We start from the raw sequence: 9404 nt of genomic DNA, 5'->3' as shown, positions 1-9404 counted from the left end.
CATACTTACTTCTTGTTATCTGGAATTTCTCATTGGTATTAATGTCCATTGCATAAAGGTTGTCAATACCATTGTATGGAGAACTATAGACTAAATAATTATCCTTCAACACCGGGTTTCCAATGTTCTCAGCACCTTCTTCAATTAAGGTGGTTGCTAAACCGCTTTTTACATCTACCTTAATCACGGACTTTCCTCCATCAGTGATCTTCAATGAAACGATGGAATTTCCATCTGCTGACCATGTGGCCATACCGTATTCAGCTTCTGGGTCTAAATCGAACTTTTTTACTTCATTACCGCTATTAGCATCTAATACTACCAGATAATTTTCTCCTGATTCAGTATTTAACGTGGTGACAAGTTGATAGCCATCTGGTGAAACAGAAACTCCGGAATACCTGGTTTTCCTAGTTACCCTGCTCAGCTCTTTGGTAGCAAAATCATAACTTTTAATAACTGAATAGGTTTTCGCCCCCCAACGCGGATGAAACTCATACTCATTCCAGTATACTTTGTATTGCACGGAACTTAACATACCTGTTGTGTTCATAACACCTGTAACTACTCTGCCCAGTTCATTTCCTTCTGTATCGAGCCTCACAATTTGGCCGATATCATTTAATCCTGATTTAAAGGCTACAATTGTTCCATCTTCTAAATACTGCGGTGTAGCATAATCAGTATAAATGTTTCGCTCCCTTTGAGATACTTCGTGATGTTCAGTTGGTTGCAAGTCAGCAATTTGCTCACTCCAAACTCCATACATGTCATTCATCATACTTTCATAGTTGTTCACCAGAAAGCTATCAGTGTGTTTATTAAGTGAATTAGAGAATGTAAAAGGTACAAAAGGTAAACTAAAAGCACTTTTACTAACCTTATTAAAAATATCTGCATCACCTGTGCGATTACGAATGTGAGCATTCATATAATAACCCAAGCGATAATGGTCAGGAACAAAATCTTTGAAAGACTGTAGATGCTGTTTGTTATACTTGAAACGCTTACCCTCTAATAAGTTGGTGCGGAAGACCCTATTCCATGAAGGAATCCTTCCCCTTCCACTTTCGGTAAATGCTGTTTCTATTAATGTAGCATCACCTTCCCAAAACCAGCGCGGTGCAGACACAACAGCCGCAGCGGCCTGGGTATTTTCTCCAAATAGATAATAGAAAAGTTTATTAAAACCTGTTTTACTTCTATTAAACTGAGCTATGTGTCTGTATTCATGAACAGCCAGTAAGGGTAGCCACTTATTTGAACCAATAAAATTATAGTCTTGCGGAGGCATGGTAAAAAACTCGGATCGTCTGGGACCCAATGTGACAAACCCATTAGAAATGGAATTATTATTCTGTAAAATAATAGGAATTCTTTTAGGCAGCTTATCGCCCATTGTCTTAGATGCTGGCTCCCTAATTGTTTCTAGAATGTTAGCTACTTCGTTAGCCTTTGCATCGAAGCCCTCCGGATAAATTACTTTAAAACCATCCGTTTTTATCTGCTTCCATTTTGTTGAAGCAGGGTTTGTGTCCATTATCTCCTGCGCTAGAAGGCAGTTGAACGAAAGAATAAAACTAGCGATAAAAAGTATTAGAACCCGAACCAATCTAAAGTGCATAGCCGCTAAAATAATTGATAATTATCATCACCTGTTAGATTTATAAAAAAACCTTATTGATATTATGCCAACCGACACTTTTAAAATATCATGAAGTATAAAAATAGCAGTATTAAGAGTATTGCCATTACCTTTAACCATAAATCTGTATGCGGAAACTCATACCCACAAATAGGGCATTCCCTTGCTGCGTTATCAATTTCCATTGCACAGGAGGGGCATTCTTTCTTGTTCATGATCTAAGCTATTAAAAACCACTTATGTTAAGAAATTATTGAGGATTACTGTTCTCATTTTCGTTAATTCGTATTCGTGAAAATTATCCAAGAAGCATCTCTTAAACAATACAACACATTTGGCCTCGAAGCAAAAGCTAAATATTTCATTGAAGTTAAAACGGAAGAAGAACTGATAAACGCACTGAGAAACAACGAGGAGGAATTGTTGGTACTTGGTGGCGGCAGCAATATTCTACTGACTAAAAATTTTGACGGATTAGTGCTAAAAAATTCCATTGATGGCATAGAAATAACAGGTGAGTCTGATAACGATATTGTTGTAAAAGTGGGAGCAGGAGTGGTTTGGCATGATTTTGTACTTCATGCCATTAATAATAATTGGGGCGGTATAGAGAATCTATCGCTTATTCCAGGCACTGTTGGTGCTGCACCTATGCAAAATATTGGGGCATACGGTGTAGAACTCAAAGAGGTTTTTGAATTGCTGGATGCTTTGCATATTGAAACGTTAAGAAAGAAAGCTTTTACAAAAGATGAGTGCCAGTTTGGCTATAGGGAAAGTATTTTTAAACACCTGGCTAAAGGGCAATATGTAATCACGTCAGTTACTTTCAGGCTTACAAAGAGAAATCATAGATTAAATACAAGCTATGGGGCAATTACTGAAGTGTTAAAGCAAAACGGGATTGAAAACCCTACTATCAAAGACATTAGCAACGCAGTGATTCAGATTAGGGAAAGCAAGCTACCCAACCCAAAAGAAATTGGAAATGCAGGCAGTTTCTTCAAAAACCCAACGATTGACAAGCTCGATTATGAAATGCTCAAACTTGAGTATCCTGATATGCCGGGTTATATCGTTTCTGAGAATGAGGTAAAAGTGCCGGCCGGTTGGCTAATAGAACAGTGTGGTTGGAAGGGTAAGAAAAGAGGCGAGATTGGTGTTCACAAAAATCAGGCATTGGTTTTAGTGAATTATGGTGGTGGTGATGGAAATGAAATTAAACAACTGGCAATAGACATAAGAGAATCTGTAATTGCAAAGTTTGGAATTCACCTAATGCCTGAGGTGAATTTTATTTAAATCATGTGAGTAACGTTGGACAACTCTCCTTTATAACGCTCAACCTCCACACCAAATTTCTGTAGAAAATCTACGCCTTCATCGCTTTTGATGCCCTTGTATTCTGCGTAAGACTTAAGGTAAATCACTTTTTTAACTCCCATGGTGTAGATTATTCTAGAACAAGCAAGACACGGAGCAAGAGTAACATACATTGTCGCTCCTGTCACTTCAGTTTTATTCTTAACAGCATATAACAAAGCATTTTGTTCTGCATGAATGGCTAATGAACAACCACCTTTAGAGTCTCTGGGACATCCTTGTTCCGGCCATTCATCATCGCAATTATGAGTGCCTGATGGTGGGCCATTGTAACCAATAGATATAATTCGTGTTTCCTTTGTCAGAACCGCACCAACATGACGTTTGATACAATGAGATCTTTTAGCCAGATTTACAGCTAGCTCCATGTATATATCGTCAAAATTTGGTTTAGTATTCATAGTAATGCAACGGTATGATATTTGGTTATAACATCCAAAAAAATAATATAAACCTTCATAATACGAATAGAATGAAAATAGTTTTTTTAGTAATATCAACTACAGTTTTGTTGTTCAACACATCAATTGCCCAGGAAGCTGTAACCCCAAGGCCAAGCCCATTGGCTATGCAAACAATGAAATATGAAGATACTTACGTGAAAGTGACCTATTCTCAACCTCATAAAAGAGACAGGGAAATTTTTGGCAACCTGGTGCCCTACGGACAAGTTTGGCGCACAGGTGCCAATGAAGCCACTGAAATAACTCTTACAGGAGATCTAGTGGTTGTCCAAGATACATTGGAAAGAGGCACCTATTCTATTTTCACCGTTCCAAACCCTGATAACTGGACGATTATATTTAACAAAAACTTAGGCCAATGGGGCAGTTATAATTATACTGAAAAAGCAGATGCAATGCGTGTTCAAATACCTACCTCTAAATTGAAAGATGTAGTTTACGAGCCTTTTACAATAAGTTTTGATCAGAAAAACGAAACAGCAACAATGAATTTTATTTGGGATGATGTAAAAGTATCATTGCCTATAAAGTTTATAACCGATTAATCTAAAATTCGTAACTTATTACTAGGTTAAATTTTGCTCAATGGATTCCATTGTAATTAATACTTGGATCATTTTCTTTTCAGTTGCTGCTGCACAAGGCATTTTTATAGCATTGCTTTTATACGCAAAGGATAAGCAAAAACTTAGATTCCTGGCTTTTTCAATGCTATGCTACTCTTTAATGATGGCTTATTATGTGGTATTTTGGAGTGGTTTATCAGCCCAACTACCAAGGCAATTTGGACTCGCTATGGGCTTTACATTTCTCATTGGTCCATTTCTATATTTCTATCTAAAACACACTAATAAAGGCCTCAAAAATCATCTTATTCCGTTCGTTGCCTATGGTCTCATATTTATTATTGCTCCATACTTACCCTGGCATATTGCATTTACTTCAAATGCACTTGCAGTATTTCAATGCATACATTTAGTAGCTTACTGCATAAAGTTGAATCAGATTTCTAATGAATCAGGATGGGCCAAACAAGTTTATTATTCGTTTCTCGGCTATACTATAACATTCTTAAGCTATTACCTTCTGGTATGGACAGGCTCACTTAAAATAGAATACGATTATTACATCTCACTTGTTTCTTCCATATTCATTTATTACACAGCCTACAGGGCTTTTATTTATCCAAATGAATTAAGTTTTATTGGTACTAAAAAGTATCAAAAATCTGCACTCTCCCTAACAGCTAGCCGGTCAATTTTAAAAACTTTAAGAGCTCACATGGAAGAAAATAAAGCTTACAGAGATAATGAGCTTAAGCTATCAACCCTGTCGGAGCAGCTAGGCTTATCACCCAACCATATTTCACAAGTAATTAACGAGCTTACAAAATACAATTTCTCAGATTTCATAAACCACTACCGTGTAGAAGAAGCCAAGGCGTTGATCGAATCATCAGATCAAAAACCTGTTTTTATTGAAATTGCCTTTGATGTTGGGTTTAACAACAAAGCCTCCTTCAATAATGCTTTTAAAAAGTTTACTCAAATGTCGCCCTCGGCTTATTATAATTCTTTGGCTCAGAAAATGAGTGCGTAACCTAAAGTTTATTTCTGAGCAATTATCCATTGCTTTACTAGAAATATGAAATAGGGCGTCTACCTTTGCAGCCATGTTAGCGATCAACAATTTATCTTACTTCATAGGTGGCAGAGCTCTTTACGAAAATGCCTCTCTACATATTAAACCAAAAGACAAAATAGGCCTTATTGGTCTTAATGGGAAGGGAAAATCTACTCTACTTAAACTTATTAATGGAGAGTTAACGATAGATGGTGGCGAAATAAGCCGAAGTAAAGAAGTGACTATTGGCTTTTTAAATCAAGACCTACTCTCATACCAATCTGAAGACAGCATTGTTGATGTGGCTATGATGGCTTTTGAAGAAGCTGTTGATGCCCATAAGAAAATAGAAGCCATACTTAAAAAGTTAGAAACAGAGTATTCGGATGAGTTGATCGAAAAACTAACCAAGCTTCAGGAAAAGTTTGAGCGATTGGAAGGCTATTCTATGCAAGCCAAAGCAGAGGAAATTTTGGAAGGTATAGGTTTCAAAACTTCAGATTTACACAGGCCATTAAAGGAATTTTCAGGTGGATGGAGAATGCGCGTAATGCTGGCCAAACTTTTACTAGAAAAACCGTCTTTACTCATGCTTGATGAGCCTACCAACCACTTAGACCTGCCTTCCATTGAGTGGATTGAAAATTACCTAAGAACCTATGAGGGTGCTGTAATCGTTGTATCACACGACAGGCATTTTCTTAATAATACCGTTAATAAGATTGTAGAAGTATCGAATGCGCAATTAACTATGTATGAAGGTAATTATGATTACTACATGCAGGAAAAGGAGATGCGCTCAGAAATTCAGAAAAATGCTTTTGAAAATCAGCAACAAAAAATAAAACAAACAGAACAATTTATAGATCGTTTTAGGGCAAAGGCAACAAAAGCGCGACAAGTTCAATCCAGGGTGAAGGCATTAGAAAAGATGGATGTGATTGAAGATGTGGTGGACGAAAATGCTGTTGTTAATTTTAAATTCGAATTCAAACAGAAGTCAGGTAGGCATGTAATTCGCCTTGAGAATGTGAGCAAAAGCTATGGCGATCTGGAGATACTACGATCTACAACCGCCAATATTGAGCGGGGCGATAAAATTGCTTTAATTGGCGCCAATGGGAAAGGTAAATCTACTTTGCTAAGAATTATCGCAGGCAACGAAAAAATTGATGGCAAAAGAGAGCAAGGGCATAACGTGCAGATGGGATTCTATGCACAGCACCAATTAGAATCGTTAAACATCAATAACGAAATTTTGGATGAGCTTAAACAGGCAGGATCTAAAAAGACTGAACTTGAATTAAGGCAAATTTTAGGTTGCTTTCTTTTTGGTGGCGATGATGTGTTTAAGAAAATCAAAGTGCTATCAGGAGGTGAAAAGTCGCGAGTAGCATTGGCTAGAACTTTGATTGACGAATCTAACTTTTTATTGTTAGATGAGCCCACCAACCATCTAGACTTTCAATCAGAAAATATTTTGATTCAAGCACTGCAGCAGTACACGGGAACATTCATCACGGTATCGCACAACAGGCACTTTATTACGCAAACGGCCAATAAAATTTGGTATATAGAAGATAAGCAAATTAAAGAATACCCTGGCACGTACGATGAGTACATATATTGGAAATCACTGCAGAAAGATGAAAGCAAACCTGACCCAAAACCTCAAAAAGTAGAAAAGAAGGAAACGCCCAAAGCCGAAAGAAGGGATCCCAATGATGAGCGGCTAAAGCAGTATCAAAAAGTGCTAACAAAGCTTGAGAATGATATTGATAAAGAGGAAAGTGTTATTGCTGAATTAGAGGAAAAGATGGCAAAACCAGAGGTTTTTGGCAACCCCGATGAGCTACTCAAAGTAAATACTCACTATCAAAAAAGTAAGGACAAACTAGAGCAGCTCACCAAGGAATGGGAATCGTTAATGGAAACGATTGACGAACTCAGTTAAAATTCAATCGTAAATTTAAAATGCATTCTTTCTAAGTGCCAATGGGTAACTTCTTTGTAACCCTGTGTGGGGGCAAAGGAAGATAACGCATCCCAATACCAGATATCATTATTTTTACTTACTGAAGTAAACTTCTGATCTCTAAAACCTGCACTTAGTTTTAACCTAAGATTTTCTGCTTTCCATTGGTAGCCAATACCAGCCTCCCAATACTCGCCACTGCTTACACTTTGCAATTCATTTCTACCGTTTTTCCACATGGCAGTTTTACCTAATTGAGCATAATAAAAGGCCGAATTAGTAGTTGGATTGAAGTTACCCTGCAGCTGAAATGCGACAGGCATGCTTTCAAACAACCGGTACTCTTCATAGCCAACATAAACTCCTGGTTGAAATAAGTGATGCAATTCATATCCAACTCCAAAGCCTGCAGCGGGTCTGTAATTCTTCGTGTCATTCGACTCTGAGGCAATTATTCCCACCTGAAGTTGAAGGTACATCTTGTCAAGTAGACTCCTTTTAGAAACCGAAGAAGTTGAATCGTTTTGTGCGTGCGTATTCACCGCTAGCAAGATGGCAAGCGCTAAGAATATTCCGGTCAGCTTATTCATAGGTGAAGGAAATTTTGCTCAGACATTTAATGTCATTTAGGTCGGAATAATCGTATTGATATAAACCATCTTGAGCAATCATCAATGCGGTATTATCGTATGGGATAATATCAAAGGCGAATAAATCTTTATAGTTTTTAATCAGATTTTGATCGATTGTTGCATTATCAGAGGCATCGAATATTTTTAACCCTGCATCTCCATCACAGATAAAAAGTGTATTTCCATCCTTACCTAAGCCATGCGGGTTAGACATTTCGTAGACATACAACTGCTGAGGGTTAGTTAAATCCGAAATATCAATCACTTCAAGCTGATTAGTAAAATTCTGACATTCCATACCTGAGCGTAATGTTACATAGGCTATATCACCGTCAACAATTACAGGGTCACAACTATTTATATGCTGATAAGTTGATACATGTTGTGGTGACAGTGGCTGTGCCACATCAAGAATATGCATTCCGTCATTTGCCCCTACAAAAAGATTTGTGTTATTAGGAAATAGTGTTTCTAGTCCCCAGCCCAAGTTCAATCTATTCCCCTCTGCCATGCTGGCTGGTGAGTTTATGTTCACCGGAATTATTTCAGGTACGGACATCGCAAATAAAGTATTTTGGGCAATGGTAATTCGCGCCATAGAGCCACCCATTCCAGGGTTATTTGGAGCAACTGCAGACGCAGCATCGAATGATGCACTCGCAGCTTCATTTACTAGTATTCCTGCGCGATGTACAGAATAATTTGTCATAGTAGCACATTCAGATTCTGAAACAGTCACCGTCTCCATCTCCACCCAGTCTGTTACCACACCCATCGCAGCATCAACATAATAGCCATAGGAGTTGTAGTCTCCATACAAATTTTCGAGTCGGCCTATTTCTTTCACTTCTTGAATATTGCTAATGTCTATTGCCACTAAATCCATGTAGCTATCAGCAAAAAGAGTATTTCCATTCACTGCCATATCAAAAGTTCCGGGGAGAGATATAAAGGTCAAATTAATAGGTGCTGCAGGGTTTGAATTATCATATACATGCACCCCTTTATTAGGTTCAGTGATAAAGAGATATTTACCTTTGATATACAACTTACCCATCGTATTAATTTCCTGTGGAGCCTCGCTGTTAACTGATGCTCTTATCTCATCGAGCGAAGTATAAACAGGTTCGTAGTAAGTATAACTATATTCAGTCTCACAAGTGTCTGAACAGGCTGGTAAACCCACTCCAAGAAGTATTAGAATAACAGAATAAATAAGGATATATAATCCTATTTCAATTTTGAAGAATAGCTTAGTAATCTTTTTCATGTGTCTTGCTTTTTCTTTAAGACACCTCAACTTTTAATATGGTTGGAATGACAATAAACTATCTTTTGACATTTTGTCAGTATAAAACAAAATAACTCTTTATATATCTGTAAATCAGTAATATAAAGAGTTATAATTAAAGTTTTAGATCAATTATTTTAGGCGATAATTAAACCTAAAACCCACTTCAAAAGACGATACTCTATTACCTTCAGGTGTAAACGAATTAAGCATTTGTTTGTATTGTGGTTGTATAGCCAAACTGTAATTTTCACCAATATCATAGCTAAATTGAGAGCCTATTACCCCTCCTACTGTATACAAAGTATAACCCGATTCACCTGATGAAATGGTGTTGCTTGAGAAGCCTCCCGACTCGGCATTAATGCTTTGTTTTATAAAAAAATCGTTA

General features: G+C 37.3%; 10 protein-coding genes. 4 read left to right on the top strand and 6 right to left on the bottom strand.

Translation table 11 applies throughout. The annotated features are described in order from the left end of the window. Both RLO81_RS08580 and RLO81_RS08575 read right to left on the bottom strand, forming a co-directional pair. The coding region (locus RLO81_RS08580) for a TolB family protein (protein WP_502880442.1) at window positions 1-1540 on the bottom strand (1540 nt) is incomplete at its 3' end. A 164-nt stretch (window positions 1541-1704) separates the two neighbouring features. Then, window positions 1705-1860, bottom strand: coding sequence for a zinc ribbon domain-containing protein (locus RLO81_RS08575; RefSeq protein WP_350110076.1), 156 nt, complete (start codon window positions 1858-1860; stop codon window positions 1705-1707). Between the two features lie 76 nt (window positions 1861-1936). Between RLO81_RS08575 and murB the strand changes: the two genes are divergently transcribed. Beyond that, the gene (gene murB, locus RLO81_RS08570) at window positions 1937-2947 is read left to right on the top strand and encodes a UDP-N-acetylmuramate dehydrogenase (RefSeq protein ID WP_350110073.1); all 1011 of its coding nucleotides are present in this window, start codon (window positions 1937-1939) and stop codon (window positions 2945-2947) included. Here the strand turns inward: murB and RLO81_RS08565 are convergent. Then, window positions 2944-3429 carry a deoxycytidylate deaminase gene (locus RLO81_RS08565; RefSeq protein ID WP_350110070.1) on the bottom strand — a complete coding sequence of 162 codons (486 nt, stop codon included), beginning with the start codon at window positions 3427-3429 and terminating at the stop codon, window positions 2944-2946. The two genes, murB and RLO81_RS08565, sit on opposite strands and share 4 nt — an antisense overlap. 71 nt (window positions 3430-3500) lie before the next feature. On the opposite strand from RLO81_RS08565, the gene RLO81_RS08560 reads away from it, so the two are divergent. The 3 genes from RLO81_RS08560 (at window position 3501) to RLO81_RS08550 (ending at window position 7069) form a co-directional block, all read left to right on the top strand. After that, window positions 3501-4037 carry a DUF2911 domain-containing protein gene (locus RLO81_RS08560; protein ID WP_350110067.1) on the top strand — a complete coding sequence of 179 codons (537 nt, stop codon included), beginning with the start codon at window positions 3501-3503 and terminating at the stop codon, window positions 4035-4037. Between the two features lie 40 nt (window positions 4038-4077). Beyond that, complete coding sequence (locus tag RLO81_RS08555) at window positions 4078-5091, top strand: helix-turn-helix domain-containing protein (protein WP_350110064.1); 1014 nt, start codon at window positions 4078-4080, stop codon at window positions 5089-5091. Window positions 5092-5164: 73 nt separating this feature from the next. Beyond that, a complete protein-coding gene (locus RLO81_RS08550) occupies window positions 5165-7069 on the top strand; it encodes an ABC-F family ATP-binding cassette domain-containing protein (RefSeq protein ID WP_350110061.1) in 1905 nt (634 codons plus the stop codon). On the opposite strand, the gene RLO81_RS08545 is transcribed toward RLO81_RS08550, so the two are convergent. From RLO81_RS08545 to RLO81_RS08535, 3 genes are all read right to left on the bottom strand, one after another. Continuing rightward, window positions 7066-7680 (bottom strand): hypothetical protein, encoded by a 615-nt coding sequence (locus RLO81_RS08545; RefSeq protein WP_350110058.1) that lies wholly within the window; start codon window positions 7678-7680, stop codon window positions 7066-7068. The genes RLO81_RS08550 and RLO81_RS08545 overlap by 4 nt on opposite strands. Beyond that, window positions 7673-8992 (bottom strand): LVIVD repeat-containing protein, encoded by a 1320-nt coding sequence (locus tag RLO81_RS08540; RefSeq protein ID WP_350110055.1) that lies wholly within the window; start codon window positions 8990-8992, stop codon window positions 7673-7675. The genes RLO81_RS08545 and RLO81_RS08540 overlap by 8 nt, the downstream gene beginning before the upstream one ends. 153 nt (window positions 8993-9145) lie before the next feature. Next, the coding region (locus RLO81_RS08535) for a hypothetical protein (protein ID WP_350110052.1) at window positions 9146-9404 on the bottom strand (259 nt) is incomplete at its 5' end.

This window comes from Fulvivirga sp., assembly GCF_040220315.1.
Lineage (GTDB): Bacteria > Bacteroidota > Bacteroidia > Cytophagales > Cyclobacteriaceae > Fulvivirga.
Note: the sequence above shows the minus strand (reverse complement) of the source record. Positions and strands in the feature narration are given on the sequence as shown.

Bases quoted from the DNA above. Each gene is read 5' to 3' on its own strand.
- RLO81_RS08575 (WP_350110076.1), bottom strand. From the start codon at position 1,860: ATGAACAAGAAAGAATGCCCCTCCTGTGCAATGGAAATTGATAACGCA.
- RLO81_RS08545 (WP_350110058.1), bottom strand. From the start codon at position 7,680: ATGAATAAGCTGACCGGAATATTCTTAGCGCTTGCCATCTTGCTAGCG.
- RLO81_RS08565 (WP_350110070.1), bottom strand. From the start codon at position 3,429: ATGAATACTAAACCAAATTTTGACGATATATACATGGAGCTAGCTGTA.
- RLO81_RS08550 (WP_350110061.1), top strand. From the start codon at position 5,165: ATGTTAGCGATCAACAATTTATCTTACTTCATAGGTGGCAGAGCTCTT.
- RLO81_RS08560 (WP_350110067.1), top strand. From the start codon at position 3,501: ATGAAAATAGTTTTTTTAGTAATATCAACTACAGTTTTGTTGTTCAAC.
- RLO81_RS08555 (WP_350110064.1), top strand. From the start codon at position 4,078: ATGGATTCCATTGTAATTAATACTTGGATCATTTTCTTTTCAGTTGCT.
- RLO81_RS08540 (WP_350110055.1), bottom strand. From the start codon at position 8,992: ATGAAAAAGATTACTAAGCTATTCTTCAAAATTGAAATAGGATTATAT.